Below are 23,552 nucleotides of genomic sequence, written 5' to 3'. Positions count from 1 at the left end.
GGGCGCCTGTACATTTATTTCAAGGCGCCGTCTCGCTCACTGCTTTTCCAACAACCACTGCCGAGTACCCGGCGTGAACGACGGCATTTCATCGGCCAGCGCGGTATTGACGGTCTGGAAGATTTCCAGCTTCTTGCCGTCGCGGGCGAAGATCCAGGTGTTGCCCTGGCCGTTCTGTTGCAACCAGATGTTGTCGTTGCCGCCGCTCATGGAGGCGCAATCGCCCGCCAAGCACAAGGCGTAGCGATCGGCGCCGGGCAGGCCGCTGACCTGGCCGTCGGGTTGGAATTGCACACTGGCGCCCTGGCCGGGGCCGTTGACGATGTTCCAGGTGCCACCGAGGTAGGCGGCGTATAGCGCTCGCTCGAAACTTGCACCGATTGGCGCGCCTTCCGGCACCTGGACTTGCGCGCGGTCGAACACCTGTTGCGGTTCGTTCTCGGTGGCCGCCTGGCTCAGTTGGTCGCCGTCGCGCTTCAGTTCGCTGGCCGAGCTGCCGTAGAAATCGACTTTCCACGCGCCGTCTTCTTCGCCCAGCAACTTGCCTTCGACGTTTTCAAAACCGTTGGTGTAGCGCGCCTGGCCAGCCCGGGTGTTGACGTCCCATTCCAGGTTCGGGCCGTAGCCCTGCAGTGCCTCGCGAAGCGGGCCACCTTTGGCGGCAGCGTCGATGGCTGCCTGGTTGATCCAGGTGCCGCTGATGTCACGGTCGGCAGGGTCGCTGGCGCAGCCGCCCAGGAGCAGGGCAGCCAGCGAGAGAGCAAGCGCTTTGCGCATGGTGGAATCCTTTCAAGACGAAAACGGCGCAGCGGGGGAGGCTGCGCCGACCTTATTACTCGATGACCAGGATGGCATCCATCTCAACCTGCGCGCCCTTTGGCAGGGCCGCCACGCCAATGGCGGCGCGGGCAGGGTAAGGCTGGTCGAAGTACTTGCCCATGATCTCGTTGACCTTGGCGAAGTGGCTCAGGTCGGTGAGGAAGATGTTGAGCTTGACGATGTCCTTGAACGAACCGCCAGCAGCTTCGGCCACGGCCTTGAGGTTTTCGAACACCTGCACGGTCTGGGCTTCGAAGCCTTCCACCAGCTCCATGGTCTTCGGGTCCAGCGGGATCTGGCCCGACATGTACACGGTGTTGCCCGCCTTGATCGCCTGGGAATAAGTACCGATGGCGGCCGGGGCCTTGTCGCTGGTGATAACGGTTTTGGTCATGGATGACTCCTTGTAATGGATGGGCCTATGGGGGTTATGCGCGCATCCGGGTGATGCGGATGACGCCCGTCAGGGCACGCAACTTCTTGATCACGCGGGCCAGGTGCACACGGTCGTGCACGCTGACCACCAGTTGGACCACGCTGATGCGGCCGTCGCGTTCGTCCATGCTGATTTTCTCGATATTGCCGTCGGCGGCGTTGACGCTGCTGGCCAGCAGGGCGATCAGGCCACGCTGGTGTTCCAGCTCGACCCGCAGCTCGACGTTGAATTCGCCGGTGACATCCTTGGCCCAGGAGAGCTGGATGCATTTTTCCGGGTTGTGGCGGATTTCGCTGATGTTGCGGCAGTTGTCCAGGTGCACCACCATGCCTTTGCCGGCGGACAGGTGGCCGACAATCGGGTCGCCCGGGATCGGCGTGCAGCACTTGGCGTAACTGAGCACCAGGCCCTCGGTGCCGCGAATCGCCAGCGGGCCTTCAGGGCTTGGCAACTGTTCGCCTTCGCCGAGCAGGCGGCGGGCGACGACATAGGCCATGCGGTTGCCCAGGCCGATGTCTTCGAGCAGGTCTTCGATCAGTTCGAGACGGTATTCGTGGAGCATGACCTGCACGCGTTCGGCCGGGATCTTGTCCAGGGAGCTGTCGAAACCGTTCAGCACTTTGTTCAGCAGGCGTTCGCCGAGGCTGATGGATTCGGAGCGCCGTTGCAGCTTCAGGGCGTGGCGGATGTGCGTGCGGGCCTTGCCGGTGACCACGAAATTGAGCCATGCGGGATTCGGCCGGGCGCCGGGGGCGCTGACGATTTCCACCGTGGAGCCGCTTTGCAGCGGTTCGGACAACGGCGCCAGGCGGCGGTTGATCCGACACGCGATGCAGCTGTTGCCGACGTCGGTGTGCACCGCGTAGGCGAAGTCCACCGCCGTGGAGCCTTTAGGCAGCTCCATGATCCGGCCTTTGGGCGTAAAGACGTAGACCTCGTCCGGGAACAGGTCGATCTTCACGCTTTCAATGAATTCCAGGGAGTTGCCGGCCCGTTGCTGCATTTCCAGCACACCCTTGACCCACTGCCGGGCGCGGGCGTGGGTGCTCTTGGGTTGTTCGTCGCCGCTGGATTTGTAGAGCCAGTGGGCGGCGATGCCGTTGTTGGCCATCTCTTCCATTTCACGGGTGCGGATCTGGATTTCGATCGGTACGCCGTGCATGCCGAACAACGTGGTGTGCAGCGATTGATAGCCGTTGGCCTTGGGAATCGCGATGTAATCCTTGAAGCGCCCCGGCAGCGGTTTGTACAAATTATGCACAGCACCCAACACGCGGTAGCAGGTATCGACCTTGTCGACGATGATCCGGAACGCGTAGACGTCCATGATCTCGTTGAAGGCTCGACGCTTGCCGCGCATTTTCTTGTAGATGCCGTAGAGGTGTTTCTGCCGCCCGCTGACTTCGCCTTCGATGCCGTCGATGGCCAGGCAGTGGCTCAGGGACTCTTCGATTTTGTTGACGATTTCCTTGCGGTTGCCCCGAGCGCGCTTGACGGCCTGGTTGATCCGCGCCGAACGCATCGGGTGCATGGCCTTGAAGCCCAGGTCTTCGAACTCGATGCGGATCGCGTGCATGCCCAGGCGATTGGCGATGGGGGCGTAGATTTCCAGGGTTTCCTTGGCGATGCGTCGGCGTTTTTCGCCGGACAGCACTTCCAGGGTGCGCATGTTGTGCAAGCGGTCGGCGAGCTTGACCAGGATCACGCGAATGTCGCGGGCCATGGCCATGGCCATTTTCTGGAAGTTTTCGGCCTGGGCCTCGGCCTTGGTCTCGAAGTTCATCTGGGTCAGTTTGCTGACCCCATCGACCAGTTCGGCCACGGTTTCGCCGAACTGCGCTTGCAGCGCTTCCTTGGCAATGCCGGTGTCTTCGATCACGTCATGCAGCATCGCCGCCATCAGGCTCTGATGGTCCATGTGCATGTCGGCAAGAATATTCGCCACCGCAAGAGGATGCGTGACGTACGCCTCGCCGCTGCGGCGGCGTTGGCCGTCGTGGGCTTGTTCAGCGTAGAAATAGGCTCGGCGGACCAGGTTGACCTGGTCCGTGCCGAGGTAGGCCGATAAGCGATCGGCGAGGGCGTCTATGCTCGGCATGATGATGACTCCTGCCGTTTGCTGTGACCCCGCGCCGTGCTACGTCGACCAGGCATAGGCTTAGACCGCCTCGTTGGACTCGTCCTCGAACGCTGCGAACAGCGGTTCGTCTTCGACGATTTCAGCGTTGGCGATGAACTCGTAGCTCATCAGGCCCTCGGCGATTTCACGCAGCGCTACTACTGTAGGCTTGTCGTTTTCCCACTGGACCAATGGCTCTTTGCCGCCGGTGGCCAGTTGACGGGCACGCTTGGTAGAGAGCATGACCAGCTCAAAGCGGTTTTCCACGTGTTCTAGGCAGTCTTCAACGGTTACGCGGGCCATGGTATTCCTCGGAGCGAATGCAATATGCGCGCTGCCCGGTTGGGCGAGCGGACTCGACAGTTTAAAAAAACACCAGCGTTTAGGGAAGCGCTGATTTTTTAACCAAACCCCTCGGCGCGCTGCGACTACCAATGTAAAGCCGTCGCAGCGGTTTTGGGAAGGGCTGATCAGCCCAACAATTCGGCCAATAATTTACCGAAACGTTGCTGCTGGCGTTTCTGCTGCAGCTGGCTGGCGCGGAAAATCGCCTTCAGGTCATCCAGCGCATGGGCGAAATCGTCGTTGATGATCAGGTAATCGTAGTCGACGTAGTGGCTCATTTCGCTGACTGCTTCGCGCATCCGGCCTTCGATGATGTCGTCGCTGTCCTGGCCGCGGTTGGTCAGGCGCTGGCGCAAGGCCTGCTGGCTTGGCGGCAGGATGAAGATCGAGCGGGCCTGGGGCATCAGCTTGCGCACCTGCTCGGCGCCTTGCCAGTCGATTTCCAGGATCAGGTCGTGACCTTCGTCCAGGGTCTGCTGCAAGTAGCTTTGCGAAGTGCCATAGAGGTTGCCGAAGACTTCGGCACGCTCCAGGAAGTCGCCGTGTTCGGCCATTTTCACGAACTCTTCGCGGTCGACGAAGTGATAATTCACGCCGTTCACTTCCCCCGGGCGCATGGCGCGGGTGGTGTGCGAGATCGAGACGCGAATCTGCGGTTCGGCATCGATCAGCGCCTTGACCAGGCTGGTCTTGCCGGCGCCCGAGGGCGCGGAAATGATGTAAAGAGTGCCGGTGCTGTGGGTCATGTTGTGAGCCTTACTCAATGTTTTGCACTTGTTCGCGCATTTGCTCGATCAACACCTTGAGGTTGACCGCCGCCTGGGTGCTGCGCGGGTCGAAGGCTTTGGAGCCCAGTGTATTGGCTTCGCGGTTGAGTTCCTGCATCAAAAAGTCCAGGCGGCGGCCGGCCGCACCACCGGACTTGAGCACCCGGCGAACTTCGATGATGTGGGTGCTCAGGCGATCCAGTTCTTCGGCCACATCGCTCTTTTGCGCGAGCATGACCATTTCCTGTTCCAGGCGCTGCGGGTCCAGCTCGGCCTTCATGTCGGCGAAGCGGTCGAGCACCTTCTGACGCTGGGTGGCGAGCATCTGCGGGACCAGCTCGCGCAGGGTGCTGACGTCTCCTTCAATGGACGTCAGGCGCTCGTTGATCAGCCGCGCCAGCTCCGCGCCTTCACGCTCGCGGCCGGCCTTGAGTTCCTTGAGCCCCTCACTGAACAACGCCATCGCCTCGGCGTTCAGCGCTTGCGGATCGCTCGCATCGCCCACCAGTACGCCGGGCCAGGCCAGGACTTCCAACGGGTTCAGGGCGGCGGGGTTGTTGATCAGGCTGGCGACGGTTTCGGCGGCGGCCACCAGCTGTGCGGCGCGCTCGCGGTCTACCTGCAGGGTCTTGCCGGTGCTTTCTTCGGTAAAACGCAGGGTGCATTCCAGCTTGCCCCGGGACAGGCCCTGGCGCAGCGCCTCGCGCACGCCGCCTTCAAGGTCGCGAAAGGATTCCGGCAGGCGCAGGTGCGGCTCCAGGTAACGGCTGTTGACCGAGCGCAGTTCCCAACTCAGCGTGCCTTGGGCCCCGGCCTTTTCGACGCGGGCGAAGGCAGTCATGCTGTGCACCATGGAGGTTCCTCGCAATGCAGGCCGGCCACAACCGGTGGTCGTGGGGCCTGGAATCTGTGAATAAAAGCCGAAGGGCAGCAAAGGCGCAGGATTGTAGCGCAGTGAGGCGCATGCCCCCAACCGCACTTATGACAAAGCGCAGTTGCCCGCCGGGCGGGCCTTTGCGCGGCTTCGCTCGCGCCGGATTTTTTGAACTGCGCTACGTTTAACTGCCCTATGACGATTCACGGCTCTATAATGCTCGGCAGTTTTCCGTCCTCTGTACAGGTGTTCCCTATGAAACGTCCAAGTGGTCGCGTTGCCGATCAGCTTCGCTCGATCCGCATTACCCGCAACTACACCAAACACGCCGAGGGATCTGTACTGGTCGAATTCGGTGATACCAAGGTCATCTGTACTGTCAGCGTCGAAAACGGCGTGCCACGGTTCCTCAAGGGCCAGGGCCAGGGTTGGTTGACCGCCGAATATGGCATGCTGCCGCGCGCTACCGGTGAGCGGAACCAGCGCGAAGCCAGCCGTGGCAAGCAGGGCGGTCGCACCCTGGAAATCCAGCGCCTGATCGGCCGTTCGCTGCGCGCCGCGCTGGATATGTCCAAGCTGGGCGACGTGACGCTGTATGTCGATTGCGACGTGATCCAGGCCGACGGCGGCACGCGTACCGCGTCCATTACTGGTGCCATGGTCGCGCTGGTCGATGCCTTGAAGGTGATCAAGAAGCGTGGCGGCCTCAAGGGCGGCGACCCGCTCAAGCAGATGATCGCCGCGGTGTCCGTGGGCATGTACCAGGGTGAGCCGGTGCTGGACCTGGACTACCTGGAAGACTCCGCCGCCGAGACCGATCTGAATGTGGTCATGACCAGCGCTGGCGGCTTCATCGAAGTCCAGGGCACCGCCGAAGGCGCGCCGTTCCAGCCGGAAGAATTGAACGCTATGCTGGAATTGGCGAAGAAAGGCATGAACGAGATTTTCGAACTGCAAAAAGCCGCATTGGCTGACTGATTGTTTCGCGCTTCAGACAAGGAGAGTGTCATGAGTGATGAGCAAGTCCTACTGCCCCAGCCGAGCAAAGAGGCGCGTCAATGGGCAATGTTTTGTCACCTGTCCGCCTTGTTGGGGATCTGGATTCCGTTCGGCACGTTGATTGGGCCGTTGGTGCTCTGGCAACTCAAGCGCGAAACTGACCCGTTCATCGATGCCCAGGGCAAGGAAGCGCTGAACTTCCAGATCACCGTGGCCATCGCCTCGGCGATCAGCCTCCTGCTGATGGTCGTGGTCATTGGCTTCTTTCTGTTCGGCCTGGTGGCCATTGGTGCGCTGGTGCTGACCATCATTGGTGGGGTGAAGGCCAATGAGGGGCAGCCGTATCGGTATCCGTTTACTTGGCGGTTGGTCAAATAACGATCAGTGAGGGCCTGTCCCTGTGGGGGCGAGCTTTCAGGGCCTACAAAAAAACCGACATTGCTGTCGGTTTTTTGTAGGTACGAATGCTGCTTAGATCGTTAGCGTCCAGTCGTAATCGACGATCAGCGGCGCATGCTGCGAGAACCGTGGCTGGCGCGGCAGGCGGGCGCTGCGTACGAAGCGGCGCAGGCCGGGCGTCAGCAACTGGTAGTCGAAACGCCAGCCGAGGTTGAGCATCTCGGCCTGTTCGTTGTCTGGCCACCAGCTGTACTGGTCGCCTTCACGGCTGACTTCGCGCAGGGCGTCGACATAACCCATGTTGCCAATGATCTCGTCCATCCAGGCCCGTTCCGGCGCCAGGAAGCCAGGAGATTGCTGGCTGTCGCGCCAGTTCTTGATATCCAGCTTCTGTTGCGCCACATACAGCGAGCCACAATAGATGTACTCGCGACGTTTGCGCCGCTGTTTATCCAGATAGCGGGCGAAGTCGTCCATTAACTTGAATTTCTGATTCAAATCTTCATCGCCGTTCTGTCCCGACGGGAGCAGTAAGGTCGCGATGCTGACCTTGTCGAAATCGGCTTGCAGGTAGCGCCCGTAGCGGTCCGCCGTCTCGAAACCGAGACCGTTGATGACAGCCTTCGGTTGCAGCCGCGAGTACAAAGCCACGCCACCCTGGGCGGGGACTTCGGCATCGCAGGCATAAAGGAAGTAACCATCCAGTTGGAAGGCTGCATCGTCCAGTTCAAAGGCGGAGGCGCGGGTGTCCTGCAGGCAGATGACGTCGGCATTCTGTGCTTGCAGCCAACTGAGCAAACCACGCTCCACTGCAGCCTGAATACCATTGACGTTCACACTGATGATCCGCATAAATGGCCCCAAAAATCACGTGCGTGTATGATACACGGCGTGTACCTATTTAGCTAAATCCGCGGTATTTGAGGCTTTTTTTCATGCAGGCGTATCAGCGCGATTTCATTCGCTTTGCCATCGATCGCGGCGTTTTGCGCTTCGGTGAGTTCACCCTCAAGTCCGGGCGCACCAGCCCGTACTTCTTCAATGCCGGCCTGTTCAACACCGGTTCCGCCCTGGCGCAACTGGGCCGTTTCTATGCGGCGGCCATCGTCGAGAGCGGCATCCCGTTCGACGTGCTGTTCGGCCCGGCCTACAAAGGCATCCCGCTGGCCGCCACGACTGCCGTCGCTCTGGCCGAGCACCACGACCGCGACCTGCCCTGGTGCTTCAACCGCAAGGAAGCCAAGGCTCACGGTGAAGGCGGCAGCCTGGTGGGCGCACCGCTGACCGGTGACGTGCTGATCATCGATGACGTGATCACCGCCGGCACCGCGATCCGCGAAGTGATGCAGATCATCGGCTCCCAGGAAGGCGCCAAGGCCGCCGGCGTATTGATCGCCCTGAACCGTCAGGAGCGCGGCAACGGTGAGCTGTCGGCGATCCAGGAAGTGGAACGCGACTTCGGCATCCCGGTGATCAGCATTGTGTCGCTGACCCAGGTGCTGGAGTTTTTGGCCGACGATCCGCAGCTCAAGCAGCATTTGCCGGCGGTTGAGGCTTATCGGGCGCAGTTCGGCGTTTGATCGGCACGCGCTAAACCCTGTGGGAGCGAGCAAGCTCGCTCCCACAGGGAGTAAGGCAAAAAAAGACCCCGCTCAACCAGGTTGAGCGGGGTCTTTTTTTACCGGTGTCGCTTAAGGACGCTTGCGATTACTGATCAAGGTACCCACGCCAGTATCGGTGAAGATCTCCAGCAGGATCGCATTCGGAACACGGCCGTCGATGATCAGCGAGCTGCCGACGCCGCCCTGTACCGCTTCCAGCGCGCAACGGATCTTGGGCAGCATGCCGCCGTAGATGGTGCCGTCGGCGATCAGGTCGTCGACCTGTTGGGTCGACAGGCCGGTCAGGACCTTGCCCGACTTGTCCATCAGACCAGCGATGTTGGTCAGCAGCATCAGCTTCTCAGCTTTCAGCGCTTCGGCGACCTTGCCGGCGACCAGGTCGGCGTTGATGTTGTACGACTCGCCATTGGCGCCTACGCCGATGGGCGCGATCACCGGGATGAAGTCGCCCTTGACCAGCAGGTTCAGCAAGTCGGTGTTGATCCCGACTACTTCACCCACGTGACCGATGTCGATGATTTCCGGCTGGGTCATCTCCGGCGTCTGGCGGGTGACGGTGAGCTTCTTCGCCCGGATCAGCTCGGCGTCCTTGCCTGTCAGGCCGATGGCGCTGCCGCCATGACGGTTGATCAGGTTGACGATGTCCTTGTTGACTTGGCCGCCGAGGACCATTTCCACCACGTCCATGGTCTGCGCGTCGGTGACGCGCATGCCATCGATGAAGTGGCTTTCGATCGACAGGCGCTTGAGCAGATCACCGATCTGCGGGCCACCGCCGTGCACCACCACCGGGTTGATGCCCACGGCCTTCATCAGCACGATGTCGCGGGCGAAGCCGGTTTTCAGCTCCTCGCTTTCCATCGCGTTGCCGCCGTATTTGATCACCAGGGTCTTGCCGACGTAGCGTCGGATATAAGGCAACGCTTCGGACAGGACCTTGGCGGTATTGGCGGCGGCTTCGCGTTCGAGGGTCATTCAGGGCTCCGGTGGTACTTCAAAAATCAGAACGGTAGTTGAAGATCAGGTGCAACACGTTTGAGTTGGCTGTGGAACACATCCTTGATGCGCTGCAGTTCGGCTTCGTTGTCGGCCTCGAAACGCAGCACCAGCACCGGTGTGGTGTTGGATGCGCGAACCAGGCCCCAACCTTGGGGATAGTCGACCCGCACACCGTCGATGGTGGTCAGTTCGGCGCCTTCGCCCCATTGAGCGTCGTGCAGTGCATCAATGATGCTGAATTTGCTCTCTTCGGTCACATGGATATTGATTTCTGGCGTAGAAATATCATTTGGGAAGGTCGCGAACAGCTCTTCGGCCGTGGATTTTTCCTTGCTGAGGATTTCCAGCAGGCGCGCGGCGCTGTAAATGCCGTCGTCGAAACCGAACCAGCGCTCCTTGAAGAAGATGTGGCCGCTCATTTCGCCAGCCAGCAGGGCGCCGCTTTGTTTCATTTTCTTCTTGATCAACGAATGGCCGGTCTTCCACATCAGTGGGCGACCGCCATATTCCTTGATCAGCGGCACCAGGCGACGGGTGCACTTAACGTCGAAGATGATTTCGGCGTTCGGATTGCGTCCCACTACGTCACGAGCGAACAGCATCAGCAGGCGGTCCGGGAACACCACGCTGCCGGTATTGGTCACCACGCCCACGCGGTCGCCGTCGCCGTCGAAGGCCAGGCCCAGGTCGGCATTGGTTTCCTTGACCTTGGCGATCAGGTCTTCGAGGTTTTCCAGCTTGCCCGGGTCCGGGTGATGGTTCGGGAAGTTGCCGTCCACGTCGCAGAACAGCGGGATGACTTCGCAGTTCAGCGCTTCGATCAGTTGCGGGGCAATCACGCCGGCCGCGCCGTTGCCGCAATCGACCACCACTTTCAGGCGACGAGCGAGCTTCACGTCGTTAACGATTTCGTCGTTGTAGCGCTCGAGGATATCGACCTTGGTGATGCTGCCCTGGCCCCTGCTCAGGTCGTTGGTCTTGAGGCGGGTGTGCAGGGCCTGGATCTGCTCGTTGGCGAGGGTGTCGCCGGCGATGACGATCTTGAAGCCGTTGTAGTTCGACGGGTTGTGGCTGCCGGTGAGCATCACACCGGACTTGCCGGCCAGCACATTGGCGGCGTAGTACAGCGCCGGGGTCGGCACCAGGCCCACGTCGCTGACGTGGCAGCCACTGTCGGCAACGCCTTTGATCAACTGTTCGACCAGCTCAGGGCCCGACAAACGGCCGTCGCGGCCGACGGACACGTTCGGCTCACCCTGGGCCAGGCTCTGGGAGCCAATGGCGCGGCCGATCCAGTAGGCGGTTTCGGCGGTAAGGGTTTCCGGTACCACGCCACGGATGTCGTAGGCGCGAAAGATGCTGTCAGGGAAGATCGGGGCGATTGCAGCTGGGGTGTTCATGGGCGGGGCGCTCTATCAGGAAAGTGACTGGACAGGCCGACGGCTAGCGTCGACAGGCTCAAACTGAAGGGTATGACGGCGTTTTTGACAGAGAGTTCGTGGTGGGAAAATGCCATGAGACAGCGTTACCCCGACCTCGGACGCCTAATACATTGATTCCGGATGGGAAACCTAGCAGAAAGCCATTGCGCATTTTTTGTCCTGAAACAGAAGCTTAATAAACCGGCCGGGCAGGACGCCCGGCCCGAAACAGCAGGATCAGTGGCTGCCGGAGTGCCCGAAACCGCCGGCGCCGCGCTGGCTCTCGTCGAATTCTTCCACCAATTCGAAGTGCGCCTGGACCACCGGCACCAGCACCAACTGGGCGATGCGTTCGCCTACGACGATGTTGAACGCTGTCTGGCCACGGTTCCAGCACGAGACCATCAGTTCGCCCTGGTAATCGGAGTCGATCAGGCCTACCAGGTTGCCCAGCACGATGCCGTGCTTATGGCCCAGGCCCGAGCGTGGCAGGATCAGGGCCGCCAGGCCCGGGTCGCCGATGTACACCGACAGGCCGGTCGGGATCAGCAGGGTCTGGCCCGGCTCAAGGATCGTGTCCTGCTTGAGCATCGCCCGCAGGTCGAGGCCGGCGGAGCCCGGTGTGGCGTATTGCGGCAGCGGGAATTCGTTGCCGATGCGTGGGTCGAGAATCTTGGCTTGTAGAGCGTGCATGAAAATTAAACCTGGTTCAGTCGTTCGGCGATGAAAGTGATCAGTTGGCGGGCAATCTTGCTCTTGCTGGTCTGGGCGAAAAGTGTGGCGTGCAACTGGCGGTCGATCACGCTGCAGGCGTTTTCTTCGCTGTTGAAGCCGATGCTCGGGTTGGCGACGTCGTTGGCGACGATCAAGTCCAGGTTCTTGTCCTTGAGCTTGCGCGCAGCGTAATCGAGCAGGTGTTCGGTTTCGGCGGCGAAGCCGACACTGAACGGACGGTCAGGGCGAGTGGCGATGGTGGCGAGAATGTCTGGGTTGCGCACCATTTGTAGTAGCAGGCCGTCGCCGCTTGTAGGGTCTTTCTTCAATTTTTGCGGGGCGACGACTTCGGGGCGGTAGTCCGCCACCGCCGCCGAGGCGATGAACAGGTCGCACGGGATGGCCGCTTCGCAGGCGGCGAGCATGTCCCGGGCGCTGACCACGTCGATGCGGGTGACCCGGTCCGGGGTCGGCAAGTGTACGGGGCCGGTGATCAGCGTCACTCGCGCGCCGGCTTCCACCGCGGCTTCGGCCAGGGCGAAGCCCATTTTTCCCGAACTGTGGTTGGTGATATAGCGCACCGGGTCGATGTTTTCCTGGGTCGGCCCGGCGGTGATCAGCACGTGTTTGCCGGTCAGCGCCTGGCGCTGGAAGCAGTCGGCGGCGCACTGGGCCAGGTCGGTGGCTTCGAGCATGCGGCCCATGCCGACATCGCCACAGGCCTGGCTGCCGGAGGCCGGACCAAAGACTTTCAGGTCGCGGCTTTCGAGTAGTTGCAGGTTGGCCTGGGTGGCCGGGTCGCGCCACATGGCTTGGTTCATGGCGGGTGCGACGGCGACCACGGCGTCGGTGGCGAGCACCAGCGTGGTCAACAGATCGTCGGCGATGCCCTGGGCCAGACGGGCGATCAGATCGGCCGTGGCCGGGGCGATCAGCACCAGGTCGGCCCACTTGGCCAACTCGATATGACCCATGGCGGCTTCAGCCGCCGGGTCGAGCAAGTCCAGGTGGACCGGGTGTCCGGACAGGGCCTGCATGGTCAGCGGGGTGATGAACTCACTACCGCCGCGAGTCATGACGACCCGCACTTCTGCGCCCTGGTCGATAAGCCTGCGAACCAGCTCGGCGCTCTTGTAGGCGGCAATGCCGCCGCCGACGCCCAGAACGATGCGTTTCCGATACAGCCGCTGCATAGGCCTGCCTTTGGATTTCAGTGGTCAGTGCAAGGCGAACCCCTTGGCAGCAGCCTGCCAGGGTGCAAATCGCCTGCAAAAAAGATGGGCTACGATATCACAGCGACCGCTACGGAACAGCGGCGCCCAAGATCAGGGAGATGCTATGAGTATTCGGGATTGGCCTGCGGCGGAGCGCCCGCGGGAGAAACTGCTGGACCAGGGGCCGGCGAGCCTGTCGGACGCCGAATTGCTGGCGATCTTCCTGCGCACCGGCGTGTCCGGCAAAAGTGCCGTGGACCTGGCGCGACACCTGCTGCATCAATTTGGCAGCCTGCGGGCTTTACTGGAGGCCGACCTGCGATCCTTCAGGGCGCAACTGGGTCTTGGCCCGGCGAAGTTCGCACAGTTGCAGGCGGTGCTGGAAATGGGGCGTCGTCACCTGGCCGAAGACTTGCGACGAGATTCAGTGCTGGAGAGCCCGCTGGCCGTGCGTGATTACCTCAAGGCCATGCTGCGCCATGAACCTCACGAGGTGTTTGGGTGCCTGTTCCTGGATTCGCGGCATCGGGTGCTGGCGTATGAGTCGCTGTTTCACGGCTCGATCGACAGCGCCAGTGTCTATCCTCGGCAGGTGGTCAAGCGGGCCCTGGCCCACAACGCCGCCGCGTTGATCCTGTGTCACAACCATCCCTCCGGCAACACCGAGCCCAGCCAGGCCGACCGGGTGCTCACCGATCGACTGCAAGAGGCCTTGGAGTTGATTGATGTTCGGGTGCTGGATCATTTCATTGTCGGCGATGGGGAGCCGCTGTCGATGGCGGAATATGGGTGGGTGTAGGCGACATCAGGCGATACGAAGCTCTTTGTGGGAGCGGGCTTGCTCGCGAAGGGGGCGTGTCAGGCAGCATCATCGTTGACTGATCGACCGCATTGGCGAGCAAGCCCGCTCCTACAGGTGGTTACTTGAGGCTGACTTTGGAGTAATCCTGCCGCCCAAACGGGCTGACCGCGTAACCCTGTACATCCTTGCGGGTCAGCGCGAACGCGGTCGGGTGCGCGAGGGGCAGCCATAGGGCCTGTTGCTGGATCTGTGCCTGGGCCTGTTCGTAGAGCTTGGTGCGCACGCCTTGTTCGCCAGTGGTCTTGCCGGCGCTGATCAGCTTGTCCAGGTCCGGGTTGCAGTAGCGGGCGAAGTTGGTGCCGGACTTGAGCGCCGCGCAGGAAAACTGCGGCGTGAGGAAATTATCCGGATCGCCGTTGTCGCCAGCCCAGCCCATGAACAGCAGGTCGTGTTCGCCGGCCTTGGCGCGGCGGATCAGCTCCCCCCATTCGATCACCCGGATCTCGGCCTGGATACCGATTTCCGCCAGGTCGGACTGCAGCAGTTGCGCGCCAAGGCTGGGGTTGGGGTTCAGCAGGCTGCCGGAAGGGCGGGTCCAGATGGTGGTCTGGAAGCCTTCTTTCAAGCCGGCCTTGGCCAGCAGGTCGCGGGCTTTGGCCGGGTCATGGGCGTAGCCGGGCAGGCTCCTGGCGTAGCTCCAGGTGTTCGGTGGATAGGGGCCATTGGCCGCTTCGGCAGTGCCTTCGAAGACAGCCTTGAGGTAGCTGGCCTTGTCGAAGGCGAGGTTGATGGCCTGGCGCACCTCGGGTTTGTCCAGCGGCGGATGTTGGCTGTTGATCGCCACGAACGCGGTCATGAAGGCGTCGGTCTGGGCCACATTCAGCGTAGGCTCTTGCCTGGCGGCTTGTACGTCCAATGGCTTGGGCGACAGGGCAATCTGGCATTCGTTGCGGCGCAATTTCTGCAGGCGCACGTTGGCGTCCGGCGTGATGGCGAAGATCAAGGGATCCACTTGGGGCTTGCCGCCGAAATAATCAGCGTTGGCCTTGTAGCGAATCGAAGCGTCTTTCTGGAACCGGTTGAAAACGAAAGGGCCGGTGCCGATAGGCAGATTGTTGAGCTTTTCTGGCGTGCCGGCCTTCAGCAACTGATCGGCGTATTCGGCCGAATAGATGGACGCAAACCCCATGCTCAACGTCGCCAGGAAGGTCGAATCCGCGTGATTGAGGGTGAAACGCACGGTCAACGGATCCAGTGCGTCGATTTTCTTGATCAGCGCTGGCAGTTGCATGGACTGGGCATGGGGAAAGCCGCTCTGCGCAACCTTGTGCCAAGGGTTCGCCGGGTCGAGCATGCGCTCGAAGCTGAATTTCACGTCCTCGGCGTTCAGGTCGCGGCGCGGCGTGAAGTACTCGGTGCGATGGAATTTGACCTGTGGGTGCAGCTTGAACACGTAGGTCAGGCCATCGGTCGAGACTTCCCAGTGGTCAGCCAGGCTAGGCACCACTTTGCCGCTGGCGGTGTCGAAATCCACCAGACGGTTCATCAGCACGTCGGCGGAGGCGTTGGTGGTGGTCAATGAGTTGTACTGGACGACATCGAACCCTTCCGGGCTGGCTTCGGTGCAGACGCTCAGGGCAGCGGCCAAGGCCTGCGGGCTGATCAGCAGAGGGGCGAGCAACAGTGGTAGGGCAGCGAGGCGCATGGTCGGTTTCCTGTGCAAGTCGGAGGCCCATCTGCGAGTGCAGTCTGGAAAAGGCCTACCCTAGTGGGCTCGCCGCCAAATGACTATCCCCTTTTTGCATTTTCCGGCACTCTGCGCCGGCGCGTTGATGGCTCAAAACCGCCGTGGGTGAAAAAAACCTGCGCGCAGCGACGAGTGGTAACGGGCCGCGCCAGCCTTTGCCCCAGCCGTCCAGGGCGGTTGGTCGAGCACTTCCTGCGAAGACAAATCACATCGGCTGTTGTTGCACTGTGGTCTTTCTGGTATAAAGCAGCGCTCTTTTCTAGGGGCCCGGTTCCTTCACTGTAGGTGTAGCCGGTAAGACCCTTAAAGAAACGCGGCGCCTGGCGCCAAATGACTGAGAGATTAAGCGGCCAACCCATGCCGGGTTGGGCATGTGGTTTTAGAGGGCTGAGGCATGTCGAGAGTCTGTCAAGTTACCGGTAAGGGTCCGGTGACTGGGAATAACATTTCCCACGCAAACAACAAAACCCGTCGTCGTTTCCTGCCGAACCTGCAGCATCACCGCTTCTGGGTTGAAGAAGAGAAACGTTTTGTGCGTCTGCGCGTATCTGCCAAAGGCATGCGTATCATCGACAAGCGTGGCATCAGTGTCGTGCTGGCCGAACTTCGTCGCGATGGCAAGGTTTAAGGGAGCTAATCATGCGTGAATTGATTCGTTTGATCTCGAGCGCCGGTACTGGTCACTTCTACACTACCGACAAGAACAAGCGTACTACCCCGGACAAAATCGAGATCAAGAAATATGATCCGGTTGTTCGCAAGCACGTGATCTACAAGGAAGGCAAAATCAAGTAATTGATTTTTCCCTTCTTACGAAAAAGGCCCGTATCGCGAGATACGGGCCTTTTTTGTTGTGCGTCAGTTTGTGTGTCCGCGACGGTGTCGATCAGCCGCAGTTGATGCTGACAATGATTCTGTCGGCATTGGTGTGCAGGTTGATACGTCGCGGACGCAGATCCCAGCTCGAAGGGTATTTCGGGCCGGTGGCGCGTACGGGAGCCCCGTTGGCCAGGGCGCGAACCTCTTCAAGCAGTTCGGGGGTGCATTTTTGGCCGATGGTGTATTGGGCGATGGCGAGATCGCATTGATCGGGTAAGACGGGCATATTGCCTCCTTGCAAATATATATAGGATCAGGGCGCTCACATTGTCGAATTGGCCGCACATCCTGTGCATTGCCATTGCGACGATGAAACATGTAGCGCCTGTGCGCAGTCTTACCGGCTGCGGCGGTCATTGGCCAGCGATAGAGTGTCAGCGTCCTTTTCGGCGGGGTTCAACTCTTCTGTTCAAACACCACATAAATCTTGCGGCAAGGCTCCAACACTTCCCACGTGCCCTTGAACCCCGCCGGAATCACAAAACGATCACCGGCCCGCAATGTCTTGGCATTGCCATCGTCGTCCCGCAGCACGGAAACGCCCTGGACGATCTCGCAGTATTCATGTTCGGTGTAATTGACCATCCACTGGCCGACGGCGCCTTCCCATACGCCAGCGTTCATCTGCCCGCACGGGCTGCTGTAGTGGTTGAACACCGTTTGCTCGGGGTCGCCCTTGAACACCTTGGCTGGGTCCGGGCGATAGCGTTCGGCGGTGGTGTTGGCCTGGCTGAAGTCGACGATATCCTGAATGCTCATGCGGTAATCCCCGGTAATGACGGCGCGAATGGCTGGAAGCGTCAAAGTCTATGTTTATTAAAACGAACATCGCAAGGCCGTTTGCCGGCGTTGTGTCAAATATATTGAAACATGACCGGCCGCTGGTTTAGGGTGGCGGGTGCCCCATGCCAAAAAAAGCATCGAAAACAGGCTGGCCGGGCAGAATTCTTGGAGCGCTGTGCACTGCGCAGCGTCCGTACCCAAACAAGAGGAGGACACTCGCATGACCACCCTGACTCGTGCCGACTGGGAACAACGCGCTCGCGACCTGAAGATCGAAGGCCGCGCCTTCATCAACGGCGAATACACCGATGCGGTGTCCGGCGAAGCCTTTGATTGCCTCAGCCCGGTCGATGGCCGCCTGCTGGGCAAGATCGCCAGTTGCGACGTCGCCGACGCCCAACGTGCCGTGGAAAACGCCCGCGCCACCTTCAACTCCGGTGTCTGGTCGCGCCTGGCGCCGAGCAAGCGCAAAGCGACCATGATTCGTTTTGCCGGCCTGCTCAAGCAGAACGCCGAAGAACTGGCGCTGCTCGAAACCCTGGACATGGGCAAGCCGATCAGCGACTCCTTGAACATCGATGTTCCCGGTGCAGCTCAAGCGTTGAGCTGGAGCGGTGAAGCCATCGACAAGATTTACGATGAAGTGGCCGCTACCCCCCACGATCAACTGGGCCTGGTGACCCGCGAACCGGTGGGCGTCGTTGGCGCTATCGTGCCGTGGAACTTCCCTTTGATGATGGCCTGCTGGAAGCTCGGCCCGGCGCTGTCCACCGGTAACTCGGTGGTGCTCAAGCCCTCGGAAAAATCCCCGCTGACCGCCATCCGCATTGCCGCACTGGCGATTGAGGCCGGCATTCCGAAAGGCGTGCTGAACGTGCTGCCGGGCTACGGTCATACCGTTGGCAAGGCCCTGGCCCTGCACATGGACGTCGATACCCTGGTGTTCACCGGTTCCACCAAGATCGCCAAGCAACTGATGATTTACTCCGGCGAATCGAACATGAAGCGCATCTGGCTGGAAGCCGGTGGCAAGAGTCCGAACATCGTGTTCGCCGATGCCCCGGACCTGCAAGCCGCCGCCGAGTCCGCCGCCAGCGCCATCGCCTTCAACCAGGGGGAAGTCTGCACCGCCGGCTCGCGGCTGTTGGTGGAGCGCTCCATCAAGGACACGTTCCTGCCGCTGGTGATCGAGGCCCTCAAAGGCTGGAAGCCCGGCAATCCGTTGGATCCGGCCACCACTGTCGGTGCCCTGGTGGACACCCAGCAAATGAACACCGTGCTGTCCTACATCGAAGCCGGTCACAGCGATGGCGCCAAACTGGTGGCTGGCGGCAAGCGGATCCTTGAGGAAACTGGCGGCACCTACGTCGAGCCGACGATTTTTGATGGCGTGAGCAACGCGATGAAGATCGCCCAGGAAGAGATTTTTGGTCCGGTGCTGTCGGTTATCGCTTTCGACACCGCCGAGCAAGCCATCCAGATCGCCAACGACACGCCGTACGGCCTGGCCGCAGCGGTATGGACCAAGGACATCTCCAAGGCTCACCTGACCGCCAAGGCCCTGCGTGCGGGCAGCGTATGGGTCAACCAGTACGACGGCGGCGACATGACCGCGCCGTTCGGTGGTTTCAAGCAGTCGGGCAACGGTCGCGACAAGTCGCTGCATGCCTTTGACAAGTACACCGAACTGAAGTCGACCTGGATCAAGCTGTAACGATGACGCCCCCGGATCCTGTCCGGGGCTTCAAGCAGCGCTGATCCCCTGTGGGAGCGAGCTTGCTCGCGATAGCGGTATAGCAGTCGACGACTTTGTTGAATGTTGCGCCGTCATCGCGAGCAAGCTCGCTCCCACATTTGTTTTGCATAGCGCTTGAAACATCACTGTCCACAGGAGCGTGGAAATGCGTTGGGCGACCTATTTCGCCGTATTGGCCTCTGTCCTGAGCGTCGGCCTGGCCCTGGGCGTGAGCATGCCGCTGGTGTCGCTGCGTCTGGAAGGCTGGGGCTATGGTTCGTTTGCCATTGGCGTGATGGCCGCCATGCCGGCCGTTGGGGTATTGCTCGGCGCCAAGGTGTCGAGTCGGCTGGCGGCTCGGTTCGGCACGGCGACGTTGATGCGCCTGTGCCTGTGGGGCGGGGCGTTGTCTATCGGGTTGCTGGCACTGCTGCCCAGTTATCCGGTCTGGTTGGTGCTGCGCCTGGTGATTGGCGTGGTCCTGACCTTGGTGTTCATTCTTGGCGAAAGCTGGATCAACCAACTGGTCATTGAAAAGTGGCGCGGGCGGCTGGTGGCGCTATACGGCAGCAGTTACGCGCTGAGCCAGTTGTCCGGCCCGTTGTTGCTCGGCGCGCTGGGCACTGATCACGATTACGGGTTCTGGGTGGGCGTCGGTCTGTTATTGATCGCGCCCTTGCTGTTGCTGGGGCGCAGCGGTGCGCCAAGCAGCGAGGCCAGCAGCGTGACGTTCGGGGATCTGTGGGCGTTCTGCCGAGGTTTGCCGGCAATCGCCTGGGCTGTGTCGTTGTTCGCCGCGTTCGAGGCGATGATCCTGACCTTGCTGCCGGTTTATTGCCTGCGCCAGGGCTTTAGCGCCGACATTGCCCTGGCGATGGTCAGCACCGTGGTGGTCGGTGATGCCTTGTTGCAGTTGCCCATCGGCGCCCTGGCCGATCGCCTGTCGCGCCGGTCGTTGTTCACCGGCTGCGCGGTGGCGCTGACGTTGTCGAGCCTCGCGGTTCCGCTGCTGATCGATACCCTGTTGATCTGGCCGCTGTGGGTGCTGTTCGGTGCCAGCGCGGGTGGTTTGTTTACCTTGTCGTTGATCCTGATCGGCGAGCGTTATCGCGACGATGCGCTGGTACGGGCCAATGCCCATATTGCACAGCTGTGGGGGATCGGCTGCCTGGTCGGCCCGTTGGCAGCGGGCGCGGGCAGTCAATGGGTCAGTGGGCATGCGCTGCCGTTGTTCATGGCGGCGGGGGCGTTTGGGTTGGTGATTCTGTTGTTGCGCCAGGGGGCATTTGGGGCCACCCAAGCGGCTTGAACACACCAAAGGGGGCAGACCTACAACATCCGTTCTAGCCCGACGGTTGTGGAGAACCAGGCATTGAACCGGCGCCACCAACTGCCCGGCTCGCGGTCCAGATCGTGCAGTTGGCCGTTGTCTTCGGTGGTCCACACCATCTTTCCATCTTTCAGCCGGGCCTGATAACTCAGGGCTGGCGCCATGCCTTGTAACGCCAGTTCACGCACTTGGCCGGCGAGTTCCGGGCTGTCCACCAATACGCCGACTTCGGTGTTCCACAGCACTGAACGCGGGTCGAAATTGAACGAGCCAATGAATGACTTCTGCCGGTCGAAAATGATCGCCTTGCTGTGCAGGCTGGAGTCCGATTCGCCGTAGGACTTGCTGTAGAACAGGTGAGGACTGCTGTCTGTATCGCCCGGTTGTCGGCGAAGCTCGTACAGGCGTACGCCATGTTCCAGCAGCGCCCTGCGATAGGGTGCATAACCGCCATGCACGGCTGGTACGTCGGTGGCTTCCAGGGCATTGGTCAAAAGGCTTACCGACACCCCGGCATCGGCGCGGCCGGTCAGGTACACCAAGCCTGTCTGGCCGGGAACGAAATAGGCCGAAATCATGATCAATTCATGGCTGACGCCGGTCAGTTCCGGGGCCAGTTGCGTGGTCAGCAACAGCTGCGGATCCGGCTCGTCGTTGGCCAGTACCTTGCTGGGGGCGTCCCACAGTGCCTGGTTCCAGGCCCAGACCAGTTGACTGCGCCAGCTATCGAGGCGCGGCTCGGTCTTGTAGCGGGTCAACTGCTGATAGAGCGCGTGATTCTCTTTGTGCGTCTGCTCCATGGACTCTTGCAGGCGCAGGCGGCTGTTGGCCAGGTCCTTGGGGGTGGGGCGATGGGACAGGAATTGCTCGATGGGTTTGCTCAGGGCACTGTTCCAGTACTGGTCGAAGCTGTGCCCCAGTTGCTCGGCCACCGGCCCGACGCTGAGCAGATCGATGTCGGTGAAGTTCAGGTTCGGTTCGGCGTCGAAATATTCATCCCCCAGGTTGCGGCCGCCGACGATGGCCATGCTGTTGTCCGCCAGCCAGAGCTTGTTGTGCATGCGGCGATGCTGCTGTGACAGGTTGAGCAGGCGCCCAAGACTGCGGGTCACGCCGGTGGCGCGCCCCAGGTGCAGGGGGTTGAACAGGCGGATCTGGATCCTTGGGTGAGCGGCGAGGGTCGCGATGATTTGGTCCTGGCCATCGCTGGTGGTGTCGTCCAGCAGGATCCGTACGCGCACCCCCCGGTCTGCAGCCTTGAGCAATTCATCCACCAGCATCCGCGTGCTGATGCCGTCGTGAACAATGTAGTACTGCAAATCCAGGCTGCTTTGGGCGTTGCGAATCAGCTCGGCCCGGGCCGTAAAGGCATCGGTGCTGTCTGAAAGCAGGCGAAACCCCGACTGGCCTTCATGGGGCGCGGCCTGGGTCTGGACCGAGCGGCCGAAGGACGATTCGGAGGCCGGTAACGCTTGGGAGGGTTCGCGGGTGACATCAAAGCTTGCGCAGCCGCCCAGTAGTGAGGCGACTAACAGAAGCACATGCAGGATCGGTCTGGATCTCACGTAGGATCGTTCCGCTGGTTTGCATTGTTCGGCGGTTGAGTGTTGCTTCCCTGTGTACAGTTCAGACGGCGTCGCGCTGGGTTTCGTTCAACAGCGCGATGGCGGCGGCACCGACCTTGCGCACGGCTTCTTCGATCTGTGCCGTTGGCTTGGCAGCGTAGTTCACGCGCAGGCAATTGCGGTACTTGCCCGACGCCGAAAAGATGCTGCCAACGGCGACCTGTACGCCCTGGTCGAGCAGGACCCGGTTGAGTTTCAGCGTATCAAAACCTTCAGGCAATTCGACCCACAGCATGAAACTGCCTCGTGGTCGGCTGGCCCGGGTGCCGTGGGGGAAATAGCGGCTGACCCAGTCGATCATCACGTCGCGATTGCGCTGGTATTGCGTACGCATCCGCCGCAAATGCGGTTCGAAATGCCCGCCTTTGAGGAATTCGGCAATGGCAATCTGCGGTTGTGGCGCGGTGGAGCCGGTGCTGATGTATTTCATGTGCAGTACCCGTTCCAGATACCGCCCCGGTGCAACCCAGCCAATGCGCAGGCCCGGTGCCAGGGTCTTGGAAAAAGAACTGCAGAGCAGGACGCGGCCGTCTTCGTCGAAGGATTTGATGGTGCGGGGGCGCGGGTAGGTGTAGGCCAATTCCCCATACACATCGTCTTCGATAATTGCCACGTCGAAGCGTTGCGCCAGGGTCAGCAAGGCGCGTTTATTGGCGTCGGGCATGATGTAGCCCAACGGGTTATTGCAGCTGGGGGTCAACTGTATGGCCTTGATGGGCCATTGCTCCAGCGCCAGTTCCAGTGCCTCCAGGCTGATGCCAGTCAGTGGATCGGTAGGGATTTCCAGGGCCTTCATGCCCAGGCCCTTGAGGGTTTGCATGGCCCCGTGAAAGCTCGGCGAATCCACCGCGACGATATCGCCTTGCTCGCAGGTGGCGCGGATGCTGACAGACAGCGCCTCGTGACAGCCGGTGGTGACGATCAGGTCGCCTGGGTCCAGTTGGCAGCCGGCGTCCAGCGACAGGCGGGCGATCTGTTCGCGCAGTGCGAGGTTGCCGTAGATGTTGTCGTAATACAGGCCGGGCATGTCTTGCCGGCGGCTGATCTGCGCCAGGCTGCGCAGCAGCGGTTTCATGGTCGGCGAGTGAATGTCCGGCATGCCACGCCCCAGTTGCACCACATCCTTGCGAGGTACGGCGCGTATCAGTTCCAGCACCTGGTCCCATTGGGAGATATCCACCGGTCGCTGGGCTGGACGGCCCACTGCCGGCAGGTCTGGCAGTTCACGGCTGGCCGGTACGAAATAGCCGGATTTGGGTTTCGGCATCGCCAGCCCGCTGTCCTCCAGCACCCGGTAAGCCTGTTGCACCGTACTGAGGCTGACGCCATGTTCCGTGCTCAACGCGCGTACCGACGGCAGCCGGTCACCGGGGCGATAGAAGCCCTGTTCGATGCGGGTACCGAGCAATTCGGCGAGGTTCACGTACAGGGTCATGGTGTGCTCCCAATGAGTTGGACAACGGCAACCAATACAGTTGAGTCAGAAAAAGAAGATTCAGTCGCAAAAAGGCTCACTCTGTATGTATATAAAACATACTGTTTGAATCTGTATTGCTTCTGGCCGTCCGCGCATCATGAAACCTCTGGCTACCCAAGTAAACAGGAGCGATCAAAATGAACGGCTTGAGCGATGTGCGGCTGACGTTACACAGTCAGGAACTGGCGGCGGGGCAGGAGAAGGGGTTGCGCAGCGCGATGTCGCGCAATGCACCGACCTGCCTGGGTCGTTGGGGCCTGTTCTGGCATCGCCTGCATACACGCAAAGCCTTGCTGGAGCTGACACCCGAACAGTTGCGTGATATCGGGCTGAGCCGGGAGCAGGCGCGGGAGGAGGGGCTTAGACCGTTCTGGCGGCTTTGAAGGGCTTAGGCGTTGAACACCGAACCTGTGGCGAGGGAGCTTGCTCCCACTGGGCCGTAGGAG

Annotated in this window: 24 protein-coding genes and 1 pseudogene; 9 read left to right on the top strand and 16 right to left on the bottom strand. The window is 61.0% G+C overall.

Annotated elements, in window-relative coordinates:
- Window positions 1-36: 36 nt before the first annotated feature.
- The 6 genes from ACWNZ1_RS11245 to ACWNZ1_RS11220 all read right to left on the bottom strand — a co-directional run bounded on the left by ACWNZ1_RS11245 (window position 37) and on the right by ACWNZ1_RS11220 (window position 5,339).
- Window positions 37-777, bottom strand: a complete 741-nt coding sequence (locus ACWNZ1_RS11245; RefSeq protein ID WP_135847780.1) for a hypothetical protein — start codon at window positions 775-777, stop codon at window positions 37-39.
- A gap of 55 nt (window positions 778-832) precedes the next feature.
- Window positions 833-1,213: a RidA family protein gene (locus ACWNZ1_RS11240; protein WP_014340863.1), complete on the bottom strand. Its 381-nt coding sequence runs from the start codon at window positions 1,211-1,213 to the stop codon at window positions 833-835.
- 34 nt (window positions 1,214-1,247) lie between these two features.
- Entirely contained in the window at window positions 1,248-3,353 is a 2,106-nt protein-coding gene (spoT, locus tag ACWNZ1_RS11235; RefSeq protein WP_030142176.1) for a bifunctional GTP diphosphokinase/guanosine-3',5'-bis pyrophosphate 3'-pyrophosphohydrolase, read from the bottom strand.
- 60 nt (window positions 3,354-3,413) lie between these two features.
- The gene (gene rpoZ, locus ACWNZ1_RS11230) at window positions 3,414-3,677 is read right to left on the bottom strand and encodes a DNA-directed RNA polymerase subunit omega (RefSeq protein WP_003177259.1); all 264 of its coding nucleotides are present in this window, start codon (window positions 3,675-3,677) and stop codon (window positions 3,414-3,416) included.
- A 167-nt stretch (window positions 3,678-3,844) separates the two neighbouring features.
- A complete protein-coding gene (gene gmk, locus ACWNZ1_RS11225; RefSeq protein ID WP_135847779.1) occupies window positions 3,845-4,465 on the bottom strand; it encodes a guanylate kinase in 621 nt (206 codons plus the stop codon).
- A 10-nt stretch (window positions 4,466-4,475) separates the two neighbouring features.
- Window positions 4,476-5,339 (bottom strand): YicC/YloC family endoribonuclease, encoded by an 864-nt coding sequence (locus tag ACWNZ1_RS11220; RefSeq protein ID WP_135847778.1) that lies wholly within the window; start codon window positions 5,337-5,339, stop codon window positions 4,476-4,478.
- A 276-nt stretch (window positions 5,340-5,615) separates the two neighbouring features.
- On the opposite strand from ACWNZ1_RS11220, the gene rph reads away from it, so the two are divergent.
- Window positions 5,616-6,338, top strand: a complete 723-nt coding sequence (rph, locus tag ACWNZ1_RS11215; protein WP_123343527.1) for a ribonuclease PH — start codon at window positions 5,616-5,618, stop codon at window positions 6,336-6,338.
- Window positions 6,339-6,368: 30 nt separating this feature from the next.
- On the top strand, window positions 6,369-6,737 hold the full coding sequence (locus tag ACWNZ1_RS11210; protein ID WP_135847777.1) for a DUF4870 domain-containing protein: 369 nt from the start codon (window positions 6,369-6,371) through the stop codon (window positions 6,735-6,737).
- 93 nt (window positions 6,738-6,830) lie between these two features.
- Here ACWNZ1_RS11210 and ACWNZ1_RS11205 read toward each other — a convergent pair whose 3' ends face one another.
- Window positions 6,831-7,610, bottom strand: coding sequence for an exodeoxyribonuclease III (locus tag ACWNZ1_RS11205; RefSeq protein WP_013694557.1), 780 nt, complete (start codon window positions 7,608-7,610; stop codon window positions 6,831-6,833).
- An 83-nt stretch (window positions 7,611-7,693) separates the two neighbouring features.
- Here ACWNZ1_RS11205 and pyrE point away from each other — a divergent pair, with 83 nt between their 5' ends.
- Window positions 7,694-8,338, top strand: coding sequence for an orotate phosphoribosyltransferase (gene pyrE / locus ACWNZ1_RS11200; RefSeq protein WP_135847776.1), 645 nt, complete (start codon window positions 7,694-7,696; stop codon window positions 8,336-8,338).
- Between the two features lie 111 nt (window positions 8,339-8,449).
- Here pyrE and argB read toward each other — a convergent pair whose 3' ends face one another.
- The 4 genes and pseudogenes from argB to coaBC all read right to left on the bottom strand — a co-directional run bounded on the left by argB (window position 8,450) and on the right by coaBC (window position 12,707).
- Window positions 8,450-9,355, bottom strand: a complete 906-nt coding sequence (gene argB, locus ACWNZ1_RS11195; RefSeq protein WP_003206871.1) for an acetylglutamate kinase — start codon at window positions 9,353-9,355, stop codon at window positions 8,450-8,452.
- 26 nt (window positions 9,356-9,381) lie between these two features.
- Window positions 9,382-10,785 (bottom strand): annotated as a pseudogene (locus ACWNZ1_RS11190) (phosphomannomutase/phosphoglucomutase); the annotation flags it as partial.
- A 252-nt stretch (window positions 10,786-11,037) separates the two neighbouring features.
- Window positions 11,038-11,493, bottom strand: coding sequence for a dUTP diphosphatase (gene dut / locus ACWNZ1_RS11185; protein WP_135847774.1), 456 nt, complete (start codon window positions 11,491-11,493; stop codon window positions 11,038-11,040).
- Between the two features lie 5 nt (window positions 11,494-11,498).
- The gene (gene coaBC, locus ACWNZ1_RS11180; RefSeq protein WP_135847773.1) at window positions 11,499-12,707 is read right to left on the bottom strand and encodes a bifunctional phosphopantothenoylcysteine decarboxylase/phosphopantothenate--cysteine ligase CoaBC; all 1,209 of its coding nucleotides are present in this window, start codon (window positions 12,705-12,707) and stop codon (window positions 11,499-11,501) included.
- A 145-nt stretch (window positions 12,708-12,852) separates the two neighbouring features.
- On the opposite strand from coaBC, the gene radC reads away from it, so the two are divergent.
- Window positions 12,853-13,527, top strand: coding sequence for a RadC family protein (gene radC, locus ACWNZ1_RS11175; protein WP_135847772.1), 675 nt, complete (start codon window positions 12,853-12,855; stop codon window positions 13,525-13,527).
- Between the two features lie 121 nt (window positions 13,528-13,648).
- Here the strand turns inward: radC and ACWNZ1_RS11170 are convergent, their stop codons facing one another.
- The gene (locus ACWNZ1_RS11170) at window positions 13,649-15,235 is read right to left on the bottom strand and encodes an ABC transporter substrate-binding protein (RefSeq protein ID WP_135847771.1); all 1,587 of its coding nucleotides are present in this window, start codon (window positions 15,233-15,235) and stop codon (window positions 13,649-13,651) included.
- Window positions 15,236-15,671: 436 nt separating this feature from the next.
- Between ACWNZ1_RS11170 and rpmB the strand changes: the two genes are divergently transcribed.
- Both rpmB and rpmG read left to right on the top strand, forming a co-directional pair.
- The gene (gene rpmB / locus ACWNZ1_RS11165) at window positions 15,672-15,905 is read left to right on the top strand and encodes a 50S ribosomal protein L28 (protein WP_003177273.1); all 234 of its coding nucleotides are present in this window, start codon (window positions 15,672-15,674) and stop codon (window positions 15,903-15,905) included.
- An 11-nt stretch (window positions 15,906-15,916) separates the two neighbouring features.
- Window positions 15,917-16,072, top strand: coding sequence for a 50S ribosomal protein L33 (gene rpmG / locus ACWNZ1_RS11160; protein WP_003177274.1), 156 nt, complete (start codon window positions 15,917-15,919; stop codon window positions 16,070-16,072).
- Window positions 16,073-16,163: 91 nt separating this feature from the next.
- Here the strand turns inward: rpmG and ACWNZ1_RS11155 are convergent, their stop codons facing one another.
- Both ACWNZ1_RS11155 and ACWNZ1_RS11150 read right to left on the bottom strand, forming a co-directional pair.
- On the bottom strand, window positions 16,164-16,382 hold the full coding sequence (locus ACWNZ1_RS11155; RefSeq protein ID WP_108230896.1) for a peptidase inhibitor: 219 nt from the start codon (window positions 16,380-16,382) through the stop codon (window positions 16,164-16,166).
- A gap of 170 nt (window positions 16,383-16,552) precedes the next feature.
- A complete protein-coding gene (locus ACWNZ1_RS11150; protein ID WP_135847769.1) occupies window positions 16,553-16,915 on the bottom strand; it encodes a cupin domain-containing protein in 363 nt (120 codons plus the stop codon).
- Window positions 16,916-17,159: 244 nt separating this feature from the next.
- On the opposite strand from ACWNZ1_RS11150, the gene ACWNZ1_RS11145 reads away from it, so the two are divergent.
- Both ACWNZ1_RS11145 and ACWNZ1_RS11140 read left to right on the top strand, forming a co-directional pair.
- A complete protein-coding gene (locus tag ACWNZ1_RS11145) occupies window positions 17,160-18,653 on the top strand; it encodes an aldehyde dehydrogenase (RefSeq protein WP_135847768.1) in 1,494 nt (497 codons plus the stop codon).
- A gap of 187 nt (window positions 18,654-18,840) precedes the next feature.
- Window positions 18,841-19,983 carry an MFS transporter gene (locus tag ACWNZ1_RS11140; RefSeq protein WP_135847767.1) on the top strand — a complete coding sequence of 381 codons (1,143 nt, stop codon included), beginning with the start codon at window positions 18,841-18,843 and terminating at the stop codon, window positions 19,981-19,983.
- Window positions 19,984-20,003: 20 nt separating this feature from the next.
- On the opposite strand, the gene ACWNZ1_RS11135 is transcribed toward ACWNZ1_RS11140, so the two are convergent.
- The gene (locus tag ACWNZ1_RS11135; protein ID WP_135847766.1) at window positions 20,004-21,569 is read right to left on the bottom strand and encodes a phospholipase D family protein; all 1,566 of its coding nucleotides are present in this window, start codon (window positions 21,567-21,569) and stop codon (window positions 20,004-20,006) included.
- 61 nt (window positions 21,570-21,630) lie between these two features.
- Entirely contained in the window at window positions 21,631-23,064 is a 1,434-nt protein-coding gene (locus ACWNZ1_RS11130; RefSeq protein ID WP_135847765.1) for an aminotransferase-like domain-containing protein, read from the bottom strand.
- A gap of 179 nt (window positions 23,065-23,243) precedes the next feature.
- On the opposite strand from ACWNZ1_RS11130, the gene ACWNZ1_RS11125 reads away from it, so the two are divergent.
- Window positions 23,244-23,489 (top strand): DUF1127 domain-containing protein, encoded by a 246-nt coding sequence (locus ACWNZ1_RS11125; RefSeq protein WP_135847764.1) that lies wholly within the window; start codon window positions 23,244-23,246, stop codon window positions 23,487-23,489.
- Window positions 23,490-23,552 lie beyond the last annotated feature (63 nt).

This window comes from Pseudomonas sp. CFBP 5748 (genome assembly GCF_053850495.1).
This window is presented reverse-complemented; position numbering and strand designations above follow the sequence as displayed.

Excerpts from the sequence above, each read along its gene's own strand:
- ACWNZ1_RS11220 (WP_135847778.1), bottom strand. The coding sequence starts at position 5,339 with ATGGTGCACAGCATGACTGCCTTCGCCCGCGTCGAAAAGGCCGGGGCC.
- coaBC (WP_135847773.1), bottom strand. The coding sequence starts at position 12,707 with ATGCAGCGGCTGTATCGGAAACGCATCGTTCTGGGCGTCGGCGGCGGC.
- rpmG (WP_003177274.1), top strand. The coding sequence starts at position 15,917 with ATGCGTGAATTGATTCGTTTGATCTCGAGCGCCGGTACTGGTCACTTC.
- ACWNZ1_RS11240 (WP_014340863.1), bottom strand. The coding sequence starts at position 1,213 with ATGACCAAAACCGTTATCACCAGCGACAAGGCCCCGGCCGCCATCGGT.
- rpoZ (WP_003177259.1), bottom strand. The coding sequence starts at position 3,677 with ATGGCCCGCGTAACCGTTGAAGACTGCCTAGAACACGTGGAAAACCGC.
- spoT (WP_030142176.1), bottom strand. The coding sequence starts at position 3,353 with ATGCCGAGCATAGACGCCCTCGCCGATCGCTTATCGGCCTACCTCGGC.
- ACWNZ1_RS11155 (WP_108230896.1), bottom strand. The coding sequence starts at position 16,382 with ATGCCCGTCTTACCCGATCAATGCGATCTCGCCATCGCCCAATACACC.
- argB (WP_003206871.1), bottom strand. The coding sequence starts at position 9,355 with ATGACCCTCGAACGCGAAGCCGCCGCCAATACCGCCAAGGTCCTGTCC.
- ACWNZ1_RS11140 (WP_135847767.1), top strand. The coding sequence starts at position 18,841 with ATGCGTTGGGCGACCTATTTCGCCGTATTGGCCTCTGTCCTGAGCGTC.
- radC (WP_135847772.1), top strand. The coding sequence starts at position 12,853 with ATGAGTATTCGGGATTGGCCTGCGGCGGAGCGCCCGCGGGAGAAACTG.
- pyrE (WP_135847776.1), top strand. The coding sequence starts at position 7,694 with ATGCAGGCGTATCAGCGCGATTTCATTCGCTTTGCCATCGATCGCGGC.
- ACWNZ1_RS11210 (WP_135847777.1), top strand. The coding sequence starts at position 6,369 with ATGAGTGATGAGCAAGTCCTACTGCCCCAGCCGAGCAAAGAGGCGCGT.
- ACWNZ1_RS11170 (WP_135847771.1), bottom strand. The coding sequence starts at position 15,235 with ATGCGCCTCGCTGCCCTACCACTGTTGCTCGCCCCTCTGCTGATCAGC.
- ACWNZ1_RS11245 (WP_135847780.1), bottom strand. The coding sequence starts at position 777 with ATGCGCAAAGCGCTTGCTCTCTCGCTGGCTGCCCTGCTCCTGGGCGGC.
- ACWNZ1_RS11205 (WP_013694557.1), bottom strand. The coding sequence starts at position 7,610 with ATGCGGATCATCAGTGTGAACGTCAATGGTATTCAGGCTGCAGTGGAG.
- dut (WP_135847774.1), bottom strand. The coding sequence starts at position 11,493 with ATGCACGCTCTACAAGCCAAGATTCTCGACCCACGCATCGGCAACGAA.
- rpmB (WP_003177273.1), top strand. The coding sequence starts at position 15,672 with ATGTCGAGAGTCTGTCAAGTTACCGGTAAGGGTCCGGTGACTGGGAAT.
- ACWNZ1_RS11125 (WP_135847764.1), top strand. The coding sequence starts at position 23,244 with ATGAACGGCTTGAGCGATGTGCGGCTGACGTTACACAGTCAGGAACTG.
- rph (WP_123343527.1), top strand. The coding sequence starts at position 5,616 with ATGAAACGTCCAAGTGGTCGCGTTGCCGATCAGCTTCGCTCGATCCGC.
- ACWNZ1_RS11130 (WP_135847765.1), bottom strand. The coding sequence starts at position 23,064 with ATGACCCTGTACGTGAACCTCGCCGAATTGCTCGGTACCCGCATCGAA.
- ACWNZ1_RS11145 (WP_135847768.1), top strand. The coding sequence starts at position 17,160 with ATGACCACCCTGACTCGTGCCGACTGGGAACAACGCGCTCGCGACCTG.
- ACWNZ1_RS11150 (WP_135847769.1), bottom strand. The coding sequence starts at position 16,915 with ATGAGCATTCAGGATATCGTCGACTTCAGCCAGGCCAACACCACCGCC.
- gmk (WP_135847779.1), bottom strand. The coding sequence starts at position 4,465 with ATGACCCACAGCACCGGCACTCTTTACATCATTTCCGCGCCCTCGGGC.